This is a genomic window from Streptomyces sp. NPDC048514, from assembly GCF_043199955.1.
Taxonomy (GTDB): domain Bacteria; phylum Actinomycetota; class Actinomycetes; order Streptomycetales; family Streptomycetaceae; genus Streptomyces.
In genome coordinates, this window is sequence record NZ_JBICWT010000008.1 from 330549 (window position 1) to 350508 (window position 19960).

The following is a 19960-nucleotide window of genomic DNA, read 5'->3' on the forward strand; positions in this document are numbered from 1 at the left end:
CAGGGGTTTTCGGTTGCTACTCGGCACCCGAACACCTGACCTTTAGTCCCGTCTTGTCCGCATTCATCGACGACCGCGTAACAGCGGTTACGGGTGGGGCCGGGTGCGGGAAGTTCGAGGCCATGACGCACAACACCCCGCTCTCCCCCCGCCCCCTCCGCCACCTCTCCGAGGTCCACCGGCGCGTCCTGACAGCGGCTCAGCTCCGTGCCCACGGCGTGTCCGCCGCCGAACTGACCGAGCGGTGCCGCCCCGACGGCCCCTGGCGTCAGCTGCTCCCCGACGTGGTCCTGCTGCACCCCGGCGCGCCGACCGGCGAGGAGCGGCTGCACGGGGCGCTGCTGTACGCCGCACGCGAAGCGGCGCCCGGCGTCCCGGCGCAGCCGACGGCCGAGAGCCCGCACCGCCCGCTGTACACGGAGGCGATGATCACCGGCCTCGCCGCCCTGGCCCTGTACGGCTTCTCCGCCGCACCCCCGCCGCTCTCCCTGAACCGTGTCGACGTCCTGGTCCCGCGTCCGCGCCGGCTGCGCTCCTCGGGCTACGTCCGCGTCCTGCGCACGACCGCCCTGCCCACGCCGCGGGTGGTGACGGGCCTGCCGGTGGCGCCGGTGCCGCGGGCGCTGGCGGACGCGGTGGCGGAACTGACGGACGCGGAGGCGGTACGGCGGCTGCTGACCGAGGCGGTGCGCGGCGGCCACTGCGAACCGGCCGCTGTGGTGCGAGAGTTGACCCAGGCGAAGCTGCTGAACCGGCCGCACGTGGTGGACGCGGTGGACTCGCTCGTGGCGGAGGGCCGCTCGATCGCGGAGGACCGGCTCTACCGGATGGTCCGCGAGTACGGCCTGCCCGACCCGGTCTGGAACGTCGACCTGCGGCTGCCCGGCGGCCCGCACCTCGGCGGCCTGGACGCGTACTGGCCGGACCAGGCGGTCGCGGTGGAGCTGGACACCCGGGCGCCCCGCCAGGACGAGGACGCGCTGTGGTCGGAGTACGCGCGCAAGCGTGAGCACCTGGAACGCCTGGGCATCACGGTCGTGTACCTCACGCCGAAGAAGCTCAGGGACGCGATGGAGCAGCAGGCGGCGGTGGTGCGCACGGCGCTCATGGCGTCCGGCGACCGCGACCCGGCCGCGTACGTCGTGGTGCTGCCCCGGTAGTGACGGACCGAGGGGAGCATCAGGAGGGGAGAGGAGGGGCCACCGGACCCAGTCCGGTGGCCCCTCCTCGTGCGTGTCAGTCGCCGGTGGTCCCGTCCAGCAACTCCCTCACGACGTCGATGTGCCCGTTGTGCCGGGAGGTCTCCTCGATGAGGTGCAGCAGCACCCAGCGCAGGTCGGGGTGGCGGTCGTCGCGCATCGGCCGCCGGGCCGCCGTGTCCAGGCCGGTGGCGGCGACCAGCTCGCGGTAACGGGCGCTCTGCTCCTCGTACTCGGTGAGCAGCCGCTCCAGCGGGACGTCGACCGCGATCCGCATCTCCCGGTCGGGGTCCTCCTCGGTCCACGGTCCCTGGTCCTCCTCGCCGAGGAAGACCACCTGGAACCAGTAGTACTCCACCCAGCGCAGATGGTTGATCAGGCCGCACAGGGTCATGAGCGGGGAACCCGGCAGGGGTGCCCGGCGGGCGTTCTCCGGCGAGACCCCCTCGCACTTGGCCCGGGCGGTGGCCCGGGCGTAGTCGAGAAACGTGGTCAGCTGCGTGCGCTCGTCCCAGGAGGAAGGCGTATCGGTTCTCTTCATCGCGGAGAACCCTCGCCCACCGAGTGCCCGGGCATCAACCGAATTGATCGGAGGGCGGTCTGCTCGCCGGAGTCCTCGTGAACCGAGGGCACTCGCAGTCCGCGTCCCGTGCGCACACGACCACCCGCCGCGCACATGCTTCGAGCCGTCGTCGTGAACGGCGGGTCGGCCGATATGAGGCGGTACGGACCTGGCGCACACGTGGCCGCAGAACCTCGCGATCGACCCGTCGCCTAACAGAACTCCCCTTCGATCACCGCTTCCACGTCACCGGTCCAGTCCCCGTTGAAATTGAACGCGAGGGTATGCCTGCCGTCCGCCGTCGTCACCGCCGAGGACGTGGAGCCGTGAATGCCGCCGTCATGACCCCAGACGTGGACGCCGCAGGTCAGCGTGCGTTCCATGAGCCCGAGACCGTATTCGGTGTTCGGCACACCGGCGATCTTCACGGTGGTCTTCATCTCCTTCAGCTGCTCGGCCGGCAGGAGCTTTCCGCGGAGCAGTGCGCTGTAGAAGCGGTCCAGGTCCGCCGAATCCGAGATCATTTCGCCGGCCGAGGAGGCGAGGGAGGGGTTGAGCGTCGTGACGTCGTACGTCGGACCCGTCGCCGTCTCGGCGAGTTTGGAGTAGGCGCGGCTGCTGGGGTGCGCGACGGTGGTCCTCGTGCCGGGCAGGGAGGTGGCCCGCAGGTGCAGCGGTTCGATGATCCGGTGCCGGATCTCGGTGGCGTAGGAGTGGCCGGTCACCTTCTCGACGACCATGCCGGCCACGATGTAGTTCGTGTTCGAGTAGCTCCAGGACGTGCCCGGGGCGAACTCCGGCTCGTGCCGCATGGCGATCGCCACCAGGCCGGCCGGGGTGAGCGTGTCGTAGCGGTGCCGGAGGAAGCCGTCCTTCGTGAAGTAGGTGCGGGCGAAGGTGCCGTCGGTGGTGTAGTCGTAGATCCCGCTGGTGTGGTCGAGGAGCCGGCGGAGGGTGATGCGGCGGCCGTCGTGACCGTGGCCGCTCACGACGCCGGGCAGCCACCTGTCGACGTTGTCGTCCAGGGAGAGCCGGCCCTCCGCCTCCAGCTGGAGCAGGACCGTCGCCACGAAGGTCTTGGTGATGCTGCCGACGCGGTAACGGTCGGCGGTGGAGCGGGGCGCACCCGTGCGCAGGTCGCCGACGCCCGCCGTCGTGGCCCAGGTGCCGGCGGCGTCCCGCGCGGTGGCGGTCACCCCGGGCACCCCGGCCCCGACCGCCGCCTCGACGGCCTCGCGGGTGGCGGTGTGGCCGTGCCCGGCGGTGCCGGCGGTCCCGGTCGCCGCGACGGCCGGGGCCGCCAGGGCGGCCGAGAGCAGCAGGACGGTGGCGCCCACCGCGGTCGTACGTACGCTCATCTCTTCCCCCAACGTGTCGTGTGGTGCGTCGGGGGGAGGGACCGGGAGCCCTGCGCGAAGGTTGCTTGGATGTAGGCCGGTTGAGTGAGTCTCAGCCCTTTTTCAGCACCAGCTCGGTGTTCCGGTCGGTCTCGTTGCCCGCGAACGTCTTGCTGGCGCCGGGGGCGTTGAAGGCCAGCTCGCGGAAGAGGGCGGCCAGCCCGGTCTGGGAGAGGTCGGTGAAGTCGGTGCGGTGCGGGGCCGCCGCCTCGACGAGCGTGGTGAAGACGGAGAGCGTGCCGTCCTTGTTGTCGGCCAGCTCGACGATCCGGGCGAGCTGGGGGTGGTCGATGTGCGAGGCCGTGGAGATCTCCCAGAAGGCGCGGCCGCCGGAGGCCTTGTGCGGGGTGATGATGTTCTTGTGGACGTGGCCGTTCACCCAGGCCACCACGTTGCCGTGCCTGGCCAGGAGGGCCACCACCTCGTCACCGGAGTGCCGGCGCTCGCCGGGGCGGGCCGGGTCGGGCCGGGTGTTGGTCATCGTCTTGCTGGTGTGGTGGCTGAAGACGACGGCGTAGGAGTCCTTGTTGTCCTTCAGGGTCTTGTCCAGCCACTTCAGCTGGGCGGTGCCGAGGGAGCCCTCGAAGTGCCCGCCGGCGTCGTTGGTGTCGAGGCTGATCCCGATCACGTCGCCGGAGACCCGGAAGGAGTAGTACTGGGTGCCGGCGTCGAGGTTGGCGCCGGAGTAGCCGTGGCCGACCGGGCCGGCGCCCTGGTGGGCGGGGTCCAGATGGGCCTTGAGGTAGTCGGCCGGGGTGAAGGGTGCCCGCTTCTCGTCGGCGGTGATCGAGCGCATGGAGCGCGCGTGCGCCTTCAGGAAGTTCCGGTAGCCGGCGCCCGTGGGGTCCTGGGCGTTCTTGTTGGTGTTCTGGAACTTCTTCGCCTCGGTGGCGGAGGCGGTCATCAGCTTCCTGCCGCTGATGGCGGCCTCGGCGAGGTAGGGGTCGCCGTGCGAGCCGTAGACGCCGAGCTGGAGGCTGTCGTGGTTGCCGACGGTGGAGTACCAGGGCAGCTTCAGGCCCGGGCTGCGCACTTCCCGGATCGCGGCGGCCAGGAAGCCCTTCAGGTGCGGGAACCCGACCGTCTTGTCGTGGTCGCGGAGGGCGGAGTCCGGCTGCCAGTACAGGTTCAGGCCGCTGTCCTGGACCCCCTCGTAGTGGTGGGGGTCACCGGAGTTGGGTGCGAAGCGGCCGCCGCTCATCACCTTCATGTACCACTCGAGCTCGCACAGCGCGTTGTTGTCGGTGTTGTCACCGGTGGTCATGACGAAGCGGAGCGGGGTGCCGGTGACGGGTCCGCCGCGGAGCGCGTTGACCCGCTCGACGAGCGAGATGGCGCCCTGCACGGTCAGCGCCTCCTGCGGGCGCCAGGCGTGCGGGTCGGCGGCGCGCACGAACTCCACGCGCAGCGGGTGCTGCACGTCCGTCAGATGCATGTCGGTGAACTGGACGAACGCCGCGAGAGCCGTACGGCGGCTCGCGCGGCCGGACCGGGGCGTGGCCAGCTCGCTGCGCACGACCCGCTTCCAGCCCGGGCCGTCACCGAGGCGGCGGTAGCCGGAACCGCTCCGGGGGGTGGCGAGGGAGGCGAGCGTCGTGCCCTTGGTGTAGGGGACGAGCGAGGACGGCCCGGTCGGCCGCCCGGCGAGGGCGACGGGCTGCTCGGTGACGGTGGCGGCCTCGCTGTCGGTGGGCCGGAGGGCGTAGCCGACGCCCGCGGAGAGCGAGACGGCTCCGGCGGCGGCGAGGACGGTACGGCGGTTTACCCCCAGAGCGGAGGTGGCGACAGAGCGTGTGCGCGACATGGCGCGTCTCCCCGGGTGCGAACGCGTCGGCAGTGGGTCGCGGGCCGTCACAGGCGCGAACGCCCCGCTTGCTCTGGATGTTTGGCATCGGGGATGACCTGCGCGTGAACGCGGCGGCAACGCGCAACGCCGATCACCGTACGTGGATCTCGGGTGCCGGGTGCGGTCATGGAGTGGATCGCCGGTGGCCCGGAGGCGGTCACTCCTCGTTCATCTGCCGGGGTAGGGGAGGCTCCTCCAGGCGCCCGCCGGCCGGGCGTTCGCTCCACAGTCCCAGAGCGACGTCGACCAGCCGCACACGGGTGAGGCCGGGTACGGCGTCCAGGTCCTGCCAGGCGGCGAAGTCGGTGGAACCGCCCACTTCGTGACGGAGTTCACCGCCCACGACCGCTCCCTCGTAGACGAGACGCAGGGCGTGATGGTCCGTCACCGGGGTCAGCCCCCGGCGGCGGAGGAGACGGCGGCGGGAGTCCACGCCTAGGAGACCGGTCACCTCGATGCGGTAGCCGGTCTCCTCGGTGACCTCACGGCGGACGGTGTCGTACGGATCCTCGCCGTGCTCCACGCCTCCCCCCGGCAGCACCCATTCGGGGACCCCGCCGGGCCCCGGTGAGCGGGCGAGCAGGATCCGTCCGTCGCGGACGCACACGGCGTAGGCCGCCACCCTCAAGTTCCGGCGCATGGCCGGACGTTAGCGCGTCCCGTCCGGGCCGGCCGGGGAATGCGCGGGGGCGGACCAGCGCAGGGGCAGGGCGGCCGGGGCCCACCGGGCCTCGGTGACGGTGAAGCGGACGGTCCGCCGGCCGTCGGCGGCGAAGACGGTGCGGGCCTCGCCGGTGAGCTGCAGGGTGGTGCCCGTGTCCCAGTCGAGGAGGAGCAGGCCCGCACGCGGGTCGGTGCGCAGGTTGCCGAGGCTGAGGAACATGGCGTTGCCCGGGTAGTCCGGCCAGGACAGCTCACGCGGCGAGAGCACCCGGACGAATCCGGGGTCGCCGCCGCGATGGCTGACGTCGGCGCCGGCGCGGTGCACGGTGGCGAGGAAGAAGGTGTCGGCCGCCCGCACGAACTCCGCCTCCCCGGGTCCCAGCCGGGCCGCGCGGCGGGGCAGGCCCGGGACACGGCCGGCGACCGTCTCGTAGGCCTCCCTGCGCCGGATGTGCCGGGGGCAGTTGGCGAACACCCGGTCCGCCTCGACCTCGAACCCGCCTTCGGTGGGCCGCAGCCGGCCGTTGAGCCGCATCCGGCGCCGGGTACGCGGGTCGAGGGCGAGGGTGCCGAGGTGGGTACCTGGGGTGCGCAGGGCCACGGAGAGCGGGTCCGCGAGCAAGGGGCCGCCGTCCGGGTGCGTGACGTCGTCCGGCGCCTGCTCCGCCGGATGCCCGGGCGCTCGCTTCCCCGGGCCCTCGCCGCCCGCCTTCGTGGCGACGGACAGCCGGCCCGGGCCCGCGGCGCGGGCGAAGCCCGGGGGGCCCGTGAGCGGTGAGGCCCAGACCAGGCCGCTCCGCGGGTCCGCCGCGCCCACGACGAGCAGGGGCTGCTGCTCCAGGAAGGCCGCCGCGACCGGTTTGACGTCCCGGCCGAGCGAGCGGCCCACGTGGTCGGCGCGCTCACTCACCCCCACCAGCTCCTGCAGGGCGAGCGAGCCCGCGTGATAGGAGCCCATGGCTAGAAGAAACCGCAGGTGGGGGCGGAGTCGTGCGGAGCGGGGGCGCCCTGTGCGCCGTGCGGTACGGAGATCTCCAGACGGGTGCCGTCCGGGTCGTGGAAGAAGATCCCGCCCGAGGGCGAGCCCTCCCGGTGGGCGACCACGCCCTCGTACGCGAACTCCACTCCGGCCGCTCGCAGCGCCGTCTCGTACTCCCGGACCCGGTCCACCGAGTCCGCGGTGAAGGCGAGGTGGTGCAGTCCGGCCCGGCCGCGGTCGTACGGCCCCTGCGCCTGCTGCCAGAGGGTGAGGACCGGCATCTCGCCGCCCTCCCCCAGGAACGCGTAGCGCCGGTCGCCCTCCTTGCCCTCGGCGAGCAGGGCGAAGCCGAGGACGTCCCGGTAGAAGGCGAGGGAGCGGTCGAGGTCGGTGACGTTCAGGCCGGTGTGCGCGGTGCGCAGGGTCATGGCGTGCCCCTTCGAGCGATAGAGCCGTCGCGGTGTGACCACCGTGATGATGTAACCACTGTGATCAAAGTTAGATGGTTAGAACCAGCGAAGTCAACCGGTCACGTAAGCTTGAGTGGTTAGCCGAGAAGGAGTGCTCGATGCCCGCAGCCCGCGACCCCCGCCCGCTCACCGGCGAGCCCCTCGCCCTCGACCTGCTGAACACCCGGTGGAACCAGGAGGGCGTCATTCAGGACCTGCTCTCCGGCACCGAGGGCCTCGCGGTCTGGCTCGCGAGCAACGGGCTGGCCGGGGCCCACCCGGCCGACGCGGACGTGCTGCGCCATCTGCGCCAGGCCCGCGAGGCGCTCGAGGCCGCGGTGGGCGGGTCACCGGCCGAGGCCGCTCCGCTGGTGGACGCCGTACTGGAGCACGGGCGTATCCGGGCCCGGCTGACCGCGGACGGTCCGGCCGAGGAGCCCGAGTTCGCCGACCCCTCGTGGGGCCCCGCCTGGCTCGCCGCCCGCGACTACCTGGCCCTCCTCGGCCGGGCCCCGGAGCGGATCCGCGCCTGCGCGGGCGGCGGCTGCGTCCTGCACTTCTTCGACGTCTCCCGCAACGGCACGCGCCGCTGGTGCTCGATGGCCGCGTGCGGCAACCGGGCCAAGGCGTCCCGTCATTACGCGCGTTCGAAGGAGAACTGAGCAAATACCGGGCTATCAGCGTCCGATCCGCTCAAATCACATCGCGGGTTTTCCCCATACGTTCATCTCGATTCGGTCAACGGTCCCCAAATTCCCGACCCTTCGGTAAGGCTGAGCGCTCTCGTCCGCTCGTTCCTTTACCTGAGGGATGCCGATGACCCACACCTCCGAGCGTGATCCCATACCCGGCCCGAGACGCCTGGCCCGCATAGCCGTGGCCGTGGGCGTGGTGGCCGCCCTCTCCGCGGCGGGGCCGATACCCCTGGCCCTCGCCGCGGACGCGCCGCCCGCCCCGGCCGCCGACCCCGGTGCCGGCGTCAAGTCCGCCCACGACAAGCTGGGTTCGGACGACGCCGCCGCGCTCGCCGACGCCAAGGCCGACGGCGCCAAGAACATCACGCTGATGATCGCGACGGCCCCCGGGCAGACCGAGCGGGTCGCCGCGCAGCTGGACGCGGTGCAGGGCAGCTCCGTGGGACGCAGCTACGACAAGGTCGGCTACGTCCGCGCCACCGTACCGACCGGCAGGGCCGACGCCGCCATCAAGGCCGCGGCGGGGCTCTCCTCGGTGCACGCCATCGACCTCAAGCGGGAGATCCCGCTGGACGACCCGACGCCGAGCGCGGACACCGCCGGCAAGTCCCGTGACGCGACGGGCGGTTACCCGGGGCCGGGCAGGAAGACCCCGGCGGAGAACCCGTACAACCCCTCCTTCGAGACCGGCGCCGTCGACTTCGTCAAGGCGCATCCGAAGGCGGACGGCCGTGGCGTCACCATCGGCGTCCTCGACTCCGGCGTCGACCTCGGCCACCCGGCGCTGCAGAAGACCAGCACCGGCGAGCGCAAGATCGTCGACTGGGTGACCGCGACGGACCCGATCCTCGACAACGACGGCACCTGGCGCCGGATGACCAACCCGGTCAGCGGCCCGTCGTTCAGCTACGGCGGCGCGACCTGGAAGGCCCCCGCGGGCGACTACCAGGTCAGCCTGTTCCGCGAGTCCGCCACGGCCGGCGGCGACGCCAAGGGCGACGCCAACCGCGACGGCGACACCACGGACGCCTGGGGCGTCCTCTACGACCCGGCCGCCGGCACGGTCCGCGTCGACCTGGACAACGACTTCGACTTCACCGACGACACGCCGATGAAGCCGTACAAGGACGGCTACCAGATCGGCTATTTCGGCACCGACGACCCGAAGACCGACGTCGTCGAGCGGCAGCCGTTCGTCGTCCAGATCCGCAAGGACGTGCCCACCGACCCGTACGGCGGCGACTGGGTCGGCAAGAAGGCCGACTTCGTCAACATCGGCGTCATCGAGTCCGAGCACGGCACCCACGTCGCCGGCATCACCTCCGCCAACGGCCTGTTCGGCGGGGAGATGAACGGCGCCGCCCCCGGCGCGAAGATCGTCTCCTCGCGGGCCTGCACCTGGACCGGCGGCTGCACCAACGTCGCGCTCACCGAGGGCATGATCGACCTCGTCGCCAACCGCGGTGTCGACATCGTCAACATGTCGATCGGCGGCCTGCCGGCACTGAACGACGGCAACAACGCGCGCGCCGAGCTGTACACCCGGCTCATCGACACCTACGGCGTCCAGCTGGTCATCTCCGCGGGCAACGAGGGCCCCGGCGCCAACACCATCGGCGACCCCGGCCTCGCGGACAAGGTGATCTCGGTCGGCGCCACCATCTCGAAGGAGACCTGGGCCGCCAACTACGGCTCGGCCGTGGCGAAGAAGTACGCGATGATGCCCTTCTCCTCGCGCGGCCCGCGTGAGGACGGCGGCTTCACGCCGACCCTGAGCGCGCCCGGCGCCGCGATCAACACCACCCAGACCTGGCTGCCCGGCTCCCCGGTCGCCGAGGCGGGCTACCCGCTGCCGGCCGGCTACTCGATGCTCCAGGGCACCTCGATGGCCTCCCCGCAGGCCACCGGCGCCTCCGCGCTGCTGCTGTCGGCCGCGAAGCAGCGGGGCATCGGCCTCACCCCCGCCACCCTGCGCACGGCACTGACCTCGACGGCCGACCACATCAAGGACGTGCAGGCGTACGAGGAGGGCGCGGGCCTGATCAACGTCGTGGACGCCTGGCGGTCCATCGAGGACGACGCCACCGCCCACGACTACAGCGTGAAGGCCCCGGTCGACACCGCGATCGACTACGCCTTGAAGACCCCGGGCTTCGGCACCGGCCTCTACGACCGCGAGGGCGGCCTGAAGGCGGGCCAGAAGAAGACCTACGAGGTGACCGTCACCCGTACGTCCGGCCCGGACAAGGCCGTCCGGCACGAGCTGCACTTCGAGAACAACGCCGGGCACACCTTCCGGATCCTCGGCGACGACGTGGTGAAGCTGCCGCTGAACCAGCCGGTGACCGTCAAGGTGCAGGCCGCCCCGTCCTCGGCGGGCGTCAAGAGCGCGATCCTGGAGGTCGACGACCCGCGGACCGAGGGCATCGACCGGCAGATCCTGTCCACCGTCGTGGTCTCCTCGCCGGTGCACCACACCTTCTCGGCGTCCGGTTCGGTGCAGCGCAACAGCACCCGGTCCTACTTCGTGACGGTGCCCGAGGGCGCGAAGTCGCTGGAGGTCGCGATCGGCGGGCTGACGGACAAGAGCCAGACCCGGTTCATCGCCGTCCACCCGTACGGCACTCCGGTCGACGACACCTCGACGCCGAAGTGCTACAACAACTACCTCGACGGCAACGGCTGCAAGCCCGACGTGCGCGCGTACGCCGACCCGCAGCCCGGCGTCTGGGAGGTCGAGGTCGAGGCGCGCCGCACCTCGCCGCTGCTCGACAACCCGTACAGACTGGACGTCTCCGTCCTCGGCGCGGCCTTCGACCCGGAGACCGTGACCGTCCCCGAGGCCAGGGTCGGCACCCCGGTCAGCGCCTCCTGGAAGGTGACCAACGAGTACGCGGCCCTGGACGGCAAGCTGACCGGCGGCCCGCTCGGCTCGTCCAGGACGACCCGTCCGGCGATCAAGCAGGGCGAGACGCAGACCACCAAGGTGGACGTCCCGGCCGGCGCCGCGTCGCTCGACGTCGCCATCGGAGGCGTCTCGGACGCGGCGGCCGACCTCGACCTGACGGTGTACGACGCGAGCGGCGCGAAGGTCGCGCAGTCCGCCGACGGCGACTCGGAGGAGGCGGTCTCCGTACGGTCGCCGGCCGCCGGCACCTACACCATCGAGGTCGCCGGCTACTCGGTCCCGTCCGGCAGCACCGACTACGACTACCGGGACGTGTTCTTCTCCTCCGCGCTCGGTTCCGTCACGGTGGACGGCTCGGCCCCGGTCAAGCTCGGCACGGGCGACTCGGCGACGGTGACCGGCCAGGTGACGGCCGCCGCCGAGGCACCGGCCGGCCGCGAGTTCTTCGGCCGCGTCCAGCTGCTGAACGCCCGCGGCACGGTCGCGGGCACGGGCAGCGTGAAGATCGAGAAGGTCACACCGTAACGGCCTGACCCGATCGCCCACCCAGGCGGCTGTCCCGAGGAACGCCGGTCCGGGGAGGGGCGGGTGTTCCGGCGGACGCCGGTCCCGGAAGGGGCGGGTGTCCCGGCGGACGCCGGTCCCGGAAGGGGCGGGTGTCCCGGCGGACGCCGGTCCCGGGAGGGGCGGGTGTCCCGGCGGACGCCGGTCCCGGAAGGGGCGGGTGTCCCGGCGGACGCCGGTCCCGGAAGGGGCGGGTGTTCCGGCGGACGCCGGTCCCGGGAGGGGCGGGTGTTCCGGCGGACGCCCGCCCCTTCGCCGTGTCCGGGCTCAGGACGGCCCGCCGGAGGGGCACGGCGTGTGCCCGGACGCCGGCAGCGCCTCGGTGATCCGGGCGCGCTCCGCGGCCACGCGGGCATCGCCGACGATCCAGCGCGTCGCGTTCGGCCGGCCCTCATCGACCTGGACGAGCACGTGCTGTCCCTCGCGCGGTGCCGGCTCGGCTCCTCCGGCGAGCAGGAAGCCGACCTCGGCCGGTCCGTGCGCGGGCTTGTAGGAGCGGATGACGCTCAGCGTGATCCGGCTCCAGGAGGCGGGGCCGTGCGGTGACGAGGAGCCGTGCGGTTCCGCGCCGGGGTCCACGCCGACGACGGTGCCCTCCACCACCAGCCGGGAGCAGGCAAGGTCGCGTACCGGGTCCGGGGGCCGCCCGCCGTCACCGGACGCCTCGGCGGGCGCGTCGGCGGCACTCTTCGCACCGCTGTCGGCTTTCCCGCCCGACGCCGCGTCGCCCGGGGAGTGCGTCACCAGCCAGCCGAACCCGAGGGCCACACAGCAGGCGGCGGCCCCGGCGAACGAGCGGAGCGCGACACGCACCACCCGGTGGCGACCGGAGGGGCGGCCCGGACGCCGGGGCCGGGACGCACCGGCGGGCCGCGCGAGGCTCCGGGCGCGAGCAGCCCCGGCACGCGGCGAGCCCTGCGCCCCGACCCCACCTCCCGGCGTCTCCGTCTCTCCGCCCGCCACGCCGGCGTCCCGCGCCGGCGCCTCCCGAGCCACCCCGCCGTCCCGCGCCGGGGCCTGCTGAGCGGCCCCGGATGCACGCGCGTCCGTCGCGGCCCCCGGTGCCCCTGTGTCCGTCACCGCCCCGCGCACCTGCGCATCCCGCGCCGGCGCCGGGGCCCGCATGCCCCGCGCCGTCCCAGGTGCCGGCGTCTCCCCCGCGGCCCCCGGCGCCCCTGTACCCGCCGCCCCCCGAGTCTGGGGCTCGCCCGTCAGGGCCTCGGCCAGCCAGGTCAGCTGGTTCTTCAGCGTCGTCACGTCGGCCTCGGCCGCCCGGTGCTCGGCGCGGCGGAGGGGGTCCCGGTGGGCGTCCGGCGGCAGGGGTTCCCCGGTGATCGCGGCCATCAGGGCGTCCATGCCGTCGTAGGCCACGCCGTCCGTCTCGTGCTCGGCGGTCACGTCACACCACCTCGTCCTCGTGCAGCCGTTCGCGCAGCGCGCGCACCGCCGTGTGCAGCCTGCTCTTGACCGTGCCCTCGGGGACGTCCAGCTCCGCCGCGATGTCCCGCACCGGCAGGTCGGCGAAGAAGCGCAGGACGAGTACCTGCCGCTGGGGCGCCGGCAGTTCGTCCAGACCCCTGGCGACGGCGAGCGAGAGCAGGCTGGTCTCCTCGCCGGAGGGGTGCGCGGGCTCGCGCAGCGCGGCCAGCCGCTCCCCCAGCCGTTCCCGGCGCCGCTTGGCCCGGTGCCAGTCCATGGCCAGGTTGGAGGCGACCACCGCCGCCCACGCCGACACGTCACGCGGTGCCTCGCGGCCGCTCGCCGTCCGCTCCAGCAGTCGCAGCCGGACCTGCTGCACCCCGTCCGGCAGGTCCGACTGCGGCACCCCACCGAGCGCGAGCACCGCCCGCACCCGGCGTTCCTGGGCCGCGTCCAGTGGATCGTCACCGGCCGTGTCCGTACCGGTGGCGTACGCCCCCCGCTCACGGCGCGCTCTTCCGCGCAGCACGAGCCACCCCCTCCCGCTTCTGCCCCTACGACGCCGGAGCCGGCCTGAACGTTCGGGGCCGGACGGAATTTTCCCGGGGGGCGACCGAGGCGTACGTCACACCGCCGTGTGGCCGGAACCCGGACGGGCAGGGACGGGACAGCACAGCTTTCGGCGCGCACCCTCCACGGAGCGAATTTCTCCAGCTCAGCGAGGTGACCGACGGAGGTACGGAACCGGCCGCCGGGTGATCGTGTCCCATTCTTCGGGCACGACCCGCAAAGAATTGGACACGCGGACCGGGGTCGGCCGCATGATGGAAAAGCCCCGGTCATGCGAGACACGGATAGAGGGAGTCACTGTGAGGGTCGGAATCGTCGGAGCCACCGGTCAGGTCGGCACGGTCATGCGCAGGATCCTCGTGGAGCGGAACTTCCCGGTCACACAGCTGCGCCTGTTCGCCTCGGCCCGCTCGGCCGGGACCGTGCTGGACGGCGTGACGGTGGAGGACGCGACGACCGCCGACTACACCGGCCTCGACATCGTGCTCTTCTCCGCCGGCGGCTCGACCTCCAAGGCGCTGGCCGAGAAGGTCGCCTCCCAGGGCGCCGTCGTCATCGACAACTCCTCCGCCTGGCGCAAGGACCCCGAGGTCCCGCTGGTCGTCTCCGAGGTGAACCCGCACGCCATCGCCGACCGTCCGAAGGGCATCATCGCCAACCCGAACTGCACCACCATGGCCGCGATGCCGGTGCTCAGGCCGCTGCACGAGGAGGCCGGCCTGGAGTCGCTGGTCGTCGCCACCTACCAGGCGGTGTCCGGTTCCGGGCTCGCGGGCGTGGCCGAGCTGCACGGCCAGGTGCAGAAGGTGGCCGCCGAGGCGGACAAGCTCACCCACGACGGCGAGGCGGTCGACTTCCCCGAGCCGCAGGTCTACAAGCGCACCATCGCCTTCAACGTGCTGCCCCTCGCGGGCAACATCGTCGACGACGGTCTGAACGAGACCGACGAGGAGCAGAAGCTGCGCAACGAGTCCCGCAAGATCCTGGAGATCCCCGAGCTGAAGGTCTCCGGCACCTGCGTGCGCGTCCCCGTCTTCTCGGGCCACTCCCTCCAGGTCAACGCCCGGTTCGCCCGCCCCATCTCCCCCGAGCGCGCCACCGAGGTGCTCGCGAAGGCCCCCGGTGTCGCCCTCTCCGAGATCCCGACCCCGCTGCAGGCGGCCGGTCAGGACCCGTCGTACGTCGGCCGCATCCGCCGCGACGAGACGGTGGACAACGGCCTGGCGCTGTTCATCTCCAACGACAACCTCCGCAAGGGTGCCGCGCTGAACGCGGTGCAGATCGCGGAGCTGGTGGCGGCGGAGCTGTCCGGCAAGTAACGAGCCAGTGCGACAGGGGCGGCCACGACCACGTGGCCGCCCCTGTCCCCGTGCAGTCCGGCGAACGCGCCGGCCGGGCACGGCCGGGCGGTCGGCCCCCGCCGTACGCGCCACCGCCGTACGCGCCACCGCCGGGGGCGCCACCGCCGCTGGCAGGACAGGGCAGGGCATCATCGGCAGCCCGCCGGGACGCGGAACGGGCCCGCGCCGAGGGCACGAGGAGAGGGCGCCCGGCGGATCGCCGGGCGCCCTCTCCTGATCGTGCCGGAGGCTACTGGGCGGCCGCGTCCGCCGCCTGGGCCTTCAGGGCGCGCTCGACGCCCGCGCGGGACTCCGAGACGAGGCGGCGCAGGGCCGCGTTCGGCTCGGCGGAGGCCAGCCAGGCGTCCGTCTTGGCCAGGGTCTCCTCGCCGACCTGGACCGACGGGTACAGGCCGATCGCGATCTGCTGGGCGATCTCGTGCGAACGGGAGTCCCAGACGCCCTTGAGGACCTCGAAGTACCGGTCCGTGTAGGGCGCCAGCAGCTCGCGCTGGTCGGTCTGCACGAAGCCGCCGATCACGGCCTCCTGCACGGCGTTGGGCAGCTTGTCGGACTCGACGACCGAGGTCCACGCCTCCGCCTTGGCCTCCTCCGTGGGACGGGCCGCGCGGGCGGTGGCCGCGTGCCGCTCACCGGCCGCCGTCCTGTCCCGCTCGTACTCGCCCGCGATCTCGGCCTCGTCGTACCGGCCGACCGCCGCGAGCCGCTGCACGAACGCCCAGCGCAGCTCGGTGTCGACGGCCAGGCCCTCGATGCTCTGCGTGCCGTCCAGCAGCCCCTCCAGCAGGTCCAGCTGCTCGGGGGTGCGCGCGGTCGCCGCGAACGCCCGCGCCCAGGCCAGCTGGTGGTCGCTGCCCGCCTCCGCGGCACGCAGGTGGGCCAGGGTGGCGTCGGTCCAGCGGGTCAGCAGCGGCTCGTGGGCGGCCGGGGCGGCGTACAGGTCGATCGCCAGCTTGACCTGGCGGTGCAGGGACTGCACGACGCCGATGTCCGACTCCTTGCCGATGCCGGACAGGACGAGCGCGAGGTAGTCGCGGGCGGCCAGCTCGGCGTCCCGCGTCATGTCCCACGCGGACGCCCAGCACAGGGCGCGCGGCAGGGACGCCTCGAAGTCGCCGAGGTGCTCGGTGACGGTCTTCAGCGACTCCTCGTCCAGCCGGACCTTGGCGTAGGAGAGGTCGTCGTCGTTGAGCAGGACGACCGCCGGACGGCGCTTGCCGGTCAGCTGCGGTACTGCGGTCAGCGCGCCGTCGACGTCCAGCTCGATCCGGTCGGTGCGCACCAGCTTGCCGGAGCCGGCGTCCAGGTCGTACAGGCCGATCGCGATGCGGTGCGGGCGCAGGGTCGGCTCGCCCTTGGCGCCGGCCGGCAGGGCCGGGGCCTCCTGGCGGACGGCGAAGGAGGTGACGACCCCGTCGGCGTCGGTGGCGATCTCCGGGCGCAGGACGTTGATGCCGGCCGTCTGCAGCCACTTCGTCGACCAGGTCTTCAGGTCGCGGCCGGAGGTCTCCTCCAGCGCGCCCAGCAGGTCCGACAGGCGGGTGTTGCCGAACGCGTGCCGCTTGAAATAGGCCTGCACGCCCGTGAAGAACTCGTCCTCGCCGACATAGGCGACGAGCTGCTTGAGCACGCTCGCACCCTTGGCGTACGTGATGCCGTCGAAGTTGACGAGCACGTCGTCCAGGTCGCGGATGTCCGCCATGATCGGGTGGGTGGACGGCAGCTGGTCCTGACGGTAGGCCCAGGTCTTCATCGAGTTGGCGAACGTGGTCCACGAGTGCGGCCACTTCGAGCCGGGCGCGGCGGCCTGGCAGGCGATGGAGGTGTAGGTGGCGAACGACTCGTTCAGCCAGAGGTCGTTCCACCACTCCATGGTGACCAGGTCGCCGAACCACATGTGGGCCAGCTCGTGCAGGATCGTCTCCGCACGCACCTCGTACGCCGCGTCGGTCACCTTGGACCGGAAGACGTACTGGTCGCGGATGGTCACCGCGCCCGCGTTCTCCATCGCGCCCGCGTTGAACTCGGGCACGAACAGCTGGTCGTACTTCTCGAAGGGGTAGGCGTAGTCGAACTTCTCCTGGAACCAGTCGAAGCCCTGCCGGGTGACCTCGAAGATCGCGTCCGAGTCCAGGAACTCGGCGAGCGAGGGCCGGCAGTAGATGCCGAGCGGGACGGACTGGCCGTCCTTCTCGTACACGCTGTGCACCGAGTGGTACGGGCCGACGATGAGCGCCGTGATGTACGACGAGATGCGCGGCGTCGGCTCGAAGGCCCAGACGTTGTCCTTGGGCTCGGGCGTGGCCGAGTTGGAAATGACGGTCCAGCCCTCGGGCGCCTTCACGGTGAAGCGGAAGGTGGCCTTCAGGTCCGGCTGCTCGAAGGACGCGAAGACGCGGCGGGCGTCCGGAACCTCGAACTGGGTGTAGAGGTAGGCCTGTTCGTCGACCGGGTCGACGAAGCGGTGCAGGCCCTCACCGGTGTTGGTGTACGCGCAGTCGGCGACGACCCGCAGGACGTTGCGCCCCTGCAGCAGCCCGGGCAGGGCGATCCGGGAGTCCTCGAAGACCTCGTCGGCGGCCAGCTCGTCGCCGTTGAGCACCACCTCGTGGACGGCCGGGGCCACCAGGTCGATGAACGACTCCGCGCCGCCCCGCGCGACGTCGAAGCGCACCGTGGTCACAGACCGGTAGGTACCGCCCTCCTGCGCGCCGGAGAGGTCGAGATCGATCTCGTACGAGTCAACGGTGAGCAGCTCCGCCCGCTGCTGTGCCTCTTCGCGGGTCAGGTTTGTGCCAGGCACGCGGTCATCTCCTCGTTATGTGTCGGTTGCGCCATCCTTCCATGGGACCGGTGGGGAACGCGATGTCCGGTTCCCGCCGGTGAGCGCGGCGGCGGGACGCGACGCTGGGCACATGACGACGTACACCGCACGACCCATCACGGCGGAGGTCCTCGAGGAGCTGCGCGACGCCGACGACGCGGGCCGTCCGCCGCTTCCGTTCGCCGACGCGGAGGGCGGGGCGCCGCTGCGCTGCTGTCTGCGCCGCAGCACCCCCGGCGAGTGGATCGCCCTGGTCTCGTACGCACCGCTGCGCCGCTGGGCGGCCGGGACGGGGGCCGAACCCGGTGCCTACGACGAGCAGGGGCCGGTCTTCGTCCACGCCGCCGAGTGCCCCGGCCCGGACGGCGCCGCGCTGCCCTTCACCGGCGCCCACCGCACGGTGCGCCGCTACTCCGCCGACGGCCACATCCTCGGCGGCCGCCTGGTCGAGGACGAGGCCGGTTTCGAGCCCGCCTTCGCGGAGGCCTTCGCCGACCCGGAGGTGGCGCTGCTGCACGTGCGGGCGGTGGAGTACGGCTGCTTCCTCTACGAGGTCAGGCGGACCCCGGACACGTCCGCCGCCTGATCACCGCGCCGGTCACGTGCCCCCGTCGGGGCGCCCGGCGGCGGCCGTGTCGCCCAGCACCCGGAGCACCCGGGCCACGGCCCGGCCGGTCTCCGCGCCCTTGCGGACCGCCGCCACCACATGGCGTACCGGACGCTCCGCGCCCAGCTCGCGCAGGACGACACCCTCGCGGCGGCCGGCCGCCATCCTGGGTACGAGGGCGACGCCCATGCCCGCCTCCACCATGGCGAGGATCGCGGTCCATCCGGCGGCCGAGTGACCCTGGTGGGGGCTGAAGCCGGCCGCCTCGCAGGCCCGGCGGGTGATGTCCGACCAGGGCCCGCTGCCGCCGAAGATCCAGGGCTCCTCGGCGAGATCGGTCAGGGCCAGGGTGCCGGCGCCGGCGAGGGGGTGGCCGGGGGGCAGGGCCACGTCGAGGGGGTCGGTGAGCAGGGGCAGGCGCGTGAACCGCGGGTCCGCCGCGCTCGGCGCCTCGGCCGCCAGGGAGAGGGCGAGATCCACCTCGCCGCCGGCCAGCAGCTCGTACGCCTCGGCGGCCTCCGCCTCCCGGACCCGGACGGTCACCTGCGGATGCGACGCGCGCAGGGCCCGCACGGCCGGTACGACCAGGGCGGGCACCGCCGTGGAGAAGGCACCGACCCGTACCTCCCCGGCCTCCCCCCGGGCGTACGCCGCGAGCGCCGCGTCCGCCCGCTCCAGCTGCTCGAACACCGCTTCGGCGTGCGCCAGCACCAGCCGGGACGCGTCGGTGAGCCGCACCCGGCGCCCCTGGGCCTCCAGCAGGGGAACGCCCAGCTGCCGCGCGAGGTTGGTGAGTTGCTGGGAGACCGCGGACGGGGTCATGTGCAGGGCCTCGGCGGTCGCGGTCACGGTCCCCCGCTCGCGCAGGGTGCGCAGGATCCGCAGTTTCCTCAGGTCCCACTCGGCCATGCGCGGCACGCTACACGCCGCCGCGCGACCGGCCGCCGCCGGCGCGTCTCCCACGTCACGAGGCCGGGCCGCCGCGTGGTCGGCGCCTGGAACCCGCGCCGAGGACGACCCCGCCCAGGATCAGCGCCATGCACGCGAGCCGGGGCCATCCGGTGCGTTCGCCGAGCACCGCCCAGGACAGCAGGGCCACGCACACCGGCTGCAGGTAGTAGACGATGCCCGCACGGGTGGCGCCGATCAGGGCGATGGCCCTGTTCCAGGCGAAGAAGGCGAGCGCGGAGGAGGCCACGCCGACGTAGAGCAGGGGCAGCACGGTCGAGGGGGCCGGGGTGAAGCCTCCCTGGATGGCGAGGCTGCCGGCCTGCACGGGCAGCAGCAGGACGGTGCCCACCACGAAAGTGGTGAACAGGAAGGCGGTGCCGCCGAGTTCGGCGGGCCGGCGGCGCAGCAGCGCGCTGTAGCCGGCGAAGCAGCAGGCGGCCGCGATCATCCACGGACCACCGGCGGGGAAGCCGGTGTCGCCGCCGGCCAGCAGCGCCACTCCGGCGCAGGCGACGAGCAGCCCGGTGGTGCGCCGCGCGCCGAGCCGTACGCCGCCCAGCCGCTCGAACACCGCCATGAGCACCGGCGACGCGGCCATGATCATGCCCATGGTGGCGGCCGGGGTGGTCAGCCCGGCCTGGTTGACGAGCGTGTTGTAGGCCGCCACGCCGAGCAGCGAGACCAGGAGGACGTACCGGCCGTGCCGGCGCAGTGGCGCCCGCTGCCGCCAGGCCTGCCGGGCGCCGAAGGGGGCGACGGCGATCAGGGCGATCACCCAGCGCCAGAAGGCGTGCTGGACGGGCGGGACGCTGTCGTGCAGTGCGCGGGAGGTGACGAAACTGCCGGACCAGACGACGGTGGCGAGGGCGGCACAGGCGACGCCGAGGAGGGGGGCCGTGGCCGTACGGGCCGGGCGGGAGGGGCGGGGGTTAGAGGCGGTGGTCCGGTGCAGGACGGCGGCCACGG

16 protein-coding genes are annotated in these 19960 nt (G+C 72.9%); 5 read left to right on the forward strand and 11 right to left on the reverse strand.

The genetic code is table 11. From position 1 onward, the window contains the following. The first annotated feature begins 122 nt into the window (after positions 1 to 122). Entirely contained in the window at positions 123 to 1160 is a 1038-nt protein-coding gene (locus ACGFT2_RS19955) for a hypothetical protein (protein WP_393279781.1), read from the forward strand. A 76-nt stretch (positions 1161 to 1236) separates the two neighbouring features. Here the strand turns inward: ACGFT2_RS19955 and ACGFT2_RS19960 are convergent, their stop codons facing one another. The 6 genes from ACGFT2_RS19960 to ACGFT2_RS19985 form a co-directional block, all read right to left on the reverse strand. Beyond that, a complete protein-coding gene (locus tag ACGFT2_RS19960) occupies positions 1237 to 1740 on the reverse strand; it encodes a DinB family protein (RefSeq protein ID WP_393279783.1) in 504 nt (167 codons plus the stop codon). A 233-nt stretch (positions 1741 to 1973) separates the two neighbouring features. Beyond that, positions 1974 to 3119, reverse strand: a complete 1146-nt coding sequence (locus ACGFT2_RS19965) for a serine hydrolase domain-containing protein (protein ID WP_393279786.1) — start codon at positions 3117 to 3119, stop codon at positions 1974 to 1976. 91 nt (positions 3120 to 3210) lie between these two features. Next, positions 3211 to 4962, reverse strand: coding sequence for a TIGR03767 family metallophosphoesterase (locus tag ACGFT2_RS19970; protein ID WP_393279789.1), 1752 nt, complete (start codon positions 4960 to 4962; stop codon positions 3211 to 3213). 199 nt (positions 4963 to 5161) lie between these two features. After that, positions 5162 to 5644: an NUDIX hydrolase gene (locus ACGFT2_RS19975; protein WP_393279791.1), complete on the reverse strand. Its 483-nt coding sequence runs from the start codon at positions 5642 to 5644 to the stop codon at positions 5162 to 5164. Between the two features lie 9 nt (positions 5645 to 5653). Then, entirely contained in the window at positions 5654 to 6625 is a 972-nt protein-coding gene (locus ACGFT2_RS19980; protein WP_393279793.1) for a pyridoxamine 5'-phosphate oxidase family protein, read from the reverse strand. A gap of 2 nt (positions 6626 to 6627) precedes the next feature. Further along, positions 6628 to 7074, reverse strand: a complete 447-nt coding sequence (locus ACGFT2_RS19985; protein ID WP_393279796.1) for a VOC family protein — start codon at positions 7072 to 7074, stop codon at positions 6628 to 6630. Between the two features lie 140 nt (positions 7075 to 7214). Here ACGFT2_RS19985 and ACGFT2_RS19990 point away from each other — a divergent pair, with 140 nt between their 5' ends. Together ACGFT2_RS19990 and ACGFT2_RS19995 are read left to right on the forward strand one after the other, a co-directional pair. Beyond that, the gene (locus tag ACGFT2_RS19990; RefSeq protein ID WP_393279799.1) at positions 7215 to 7757 is read left to right on the forward strand and encodes a CGNR zinc finger domain-containing protein; all 543 of its coding nucleotides are present in this window, start codon (positions 7215 to 7217) and stop codon (positions 7755 to 7757) included. Positions 7758 to 7911: 154 nt separating this feature from the next. Then, complete coding sequence (locus ACGFT2_RS19995) at positions 7912 to 11223, forward strand: S8 family serine peptidase (RefSeq protein ID WP_393279802.1); 3312 nt, start codon at positions 7912 to 7914, stop codon at positions 11221 to 11223. 306 nt (positions 11224 to 11529) lie between these two features. On the opposite strand, the gene ACGFT2_RS20000 is transcribed toward ACGFT2_RS19995, so the two are convergent. Further along, positions 11530 to 12660 carry a hypothetical protein gene (locus ACGFT2_RS20000; protein ID WP_393279805.1) on the reverse strand — a complete coding sequence of 377 codons (1131 nt, stop codon included), beginning with the start codon at positions 12658 to 12660 and terminating at the stop codon, positions 11530 to 11532. 1 nt (position 12661) lies between these two features. After that, the gene (locus tag ACGFT2_RS20005; RefSeq protein WP_393279808.1) at positions 12662 to 13210 is read right to left on the reverse strand and encodes a sigma-70 family RNA polymerase sigma factor; all 549 of its coding nucleotides are present in this window, start codon (positions 13208 to 13210) and stop codon (positions 12662 to 12664) included. A 340-nt stretch (positions 13211 to 13550) separates the two neighbouring features. Here ACGFT2_RS20005 and ACGFT2_RS20010 point away from each other — a divergent pair, with 340 nt between their 5' ends. Beyond that, positions 13551 to 14570: an aspartate-semialdehyde dehydrogenase gene (locus ACGFT2_RS20010; protein ID WP_393279812.1), complete on the forward strand. Its 1020-nt coding sequence runs from the start codon at positions 13551 to 13553 to the stop codon at positions 14568 to 14570. Positions 14571 to 14841: 271 nt separating this feature from the next. Here ACGFT2_RS20010 and pepN read toward each other — a convergent pair whose 3' ends face one another. Continuing rightward, a complete protein-coding gene (pepN, locus tag ACGFT2_RS20015) occupies positions 14842 to 17415 on the reverse strand; it encodes an aminopeptidase N (protein ID WP_393279815.1) in 2574 nt (857 codons plus the stop codon). A gap of 112 nt (positions 17416 to 17527) precedes the next feature. On the opposite strand from pepN, the gene ACGFT2_RS20020 reads away from it, so the two are divergent. Beyond that, complete coding sequence (locus ACGFT2_RS20020) at positions 17528 to 18022, forward strand: DUF1203 domain-containing protein (RefSeq protein WP_393279818.1); 495 nt, start codon at positions 17528 to 17530, stop codon at positions 18020 to 18022. A gap of 12 nt (positions 18023 to 18034) precedes the next feature. Here the strand turns inward: ACGFT2_RS20020 and ACGFT2_RS20025 are convergent, their stop codons facing one another. Beyond that, the gene (locus ACGFT2_RS20025; protein ID WP_393279821.1) at positions 18035 to 18952 is read right to left on the reverse strand and encodes a LysR family transcriptional regulator; all 918 of its coding nucleotides are present in this window, start codon (positions 18950 to 18952) and stop codon (positions 18035 to 18037) included. Positions 18953 to 19007: 55 nt separating this feature from the next. Beyond that, the gene (locus tag ACGFT2_RS20030) at positions 19008 to 19958 is read right to left on the reverse strand and encodes a DMT family transporter (RefSeq protein WP_393279824.1); all 951 of its coding nucleotides are present in this window, start codon (positions 19956 to 19958) and stop codon (positions 19008 to 19010) included. Positions 19959 to 19960: the final 2 nt, after the last annotated feature.

Bases quoted from the DNA above. Each gene is read 5' to 3' on its own strand.
- ACGFT2_RS20025 (WP_393279821.1), bottom strand. From the start codon at position 18,952: ATGGCCGAGTGGGACCTGAGGAAACTGCGGATCCTGCGCACCCTGCGC.
- ACGFT2_RS19980 (WP_393279793.1), bottom strand. From the start codon at position 6,625: ATGGGCTCCTATCACGCGGGCTCGCTCGCCCTGCAGGAGCTGGTGGGG.
- ACGFT2_RS19960 (WP_393279783.1), bottom strand. From the start codon at position 1,740: ATGAAGAGAACCGATACGCCTTCCTCCTGGGACGAGCGCACGCAGCTG.
- ACGFT2_RS19955 (WP_393279781.1), top strand. From the start codon at position 123: ATGACGCACAACACCCCGCTCTCCCCCCGCCCCCTCCGCCACCTCTCC.
- ACGFT2_RS19995 (WP_393279802.1), top strand. From the start codon at position 7,912: ATGACCCACACCTCCGAGCGTGATCCCATACCCGGCCCGAGACGCCTG.
- ACGFT2_RS19990 (WP_393279799.1), top strand. From the start codon at position 7,215: ATGCCCGCAGCCCGCGACCCCCGCCCGCTCACCGGCGAGCCCCTCGCC.
- ACGFT2_RS19970 (WP_393279789.1), bottom strand. From the start codon at position 4,962: ATGTCGCGCACACGCTCTGTCGCCACCTCCGCTCTGGGGGTAAACCGC.
- ACGFT2_RS20020 (WP_393279818.1), top strand. From the start codon at position 17,528: ATGACGACGTACACCGCACGACCCATCACGGCGGAGGTCCTCGAGGAG.
- ACGFT2_RS19965 (WP_393279786.1), bottom strand. From the start codon at position 3,119: ATGAGCGTACGTACGACCGCGGTGGGCGCCACCGTCCTGCTGCTCTCG.
- ACGFT2_RS19985 (WP_393279796.1), bottom strand. From the start codon at position 7,074: ATGACCCTGCGCACCGCGCACACCGGCCTGAACGTCACCGACCTCGAC.
- ACGFT2_RS19975 (WP_393279791.1), bottom strand. From the start codon at position 5,644: ATGCGCCGGAACTTGAGGGTGGCGGCCTACGCCGTGTGCGTCCGCGAC.